The 257-nt window shown below is 49.8% G+C and carries 1 tRNA gene; it reads right to left on the bottom strand.

Annotated features, from left to right (window positions below):
- Positions 1-177: 177 nt before the first annotated feature.
- Positions 178-253 (bottom strand) — tRNA-Phe (locus tag FDX24_RS10015).
- Between the last annotated feature and the right edge of the window lie 4 nt (positions 254-257).

Raw genomic sequence — 257 nt, 5'->3', positions numbered from 1 at the left:
CACGCTAAATCCCATCTTCTTATAGAATCCAGATGTCTGCTTGAACACGGGTACGGCTAATCGTTCGTGCGGATTTTGTGAGGGGGTGTGCTGTATGGATATTGAGGGATGAGCGATTGGAAAGTATCAGAACCACAAAAGCAAAAAACCAGCCCGTAGGCTGGTTCTTCTAAATAGTGGTGCCCGGACTCGGAATCGAACCAAGGACACGGGGATTTTCAATCCCCTGCTCTACCGACTGAGCTATCCGGGCAACG

It is taken from the genome of Citrobacter sp. wls716 (genome assembly GCF_005280975.1).
In the GTDB taxonomy this organism is placed as follows: Bacteria; Pseudomonadota; Gammaproteobacteria; order Enterobacterales; family Enterobacteriaceae; genus Citrobacter; species Citrobacter youngae.
Note: the sequence above shows the minus strand (reverse complement) of the source record. Positions and strands in the feature narration are given on the sequence as shown.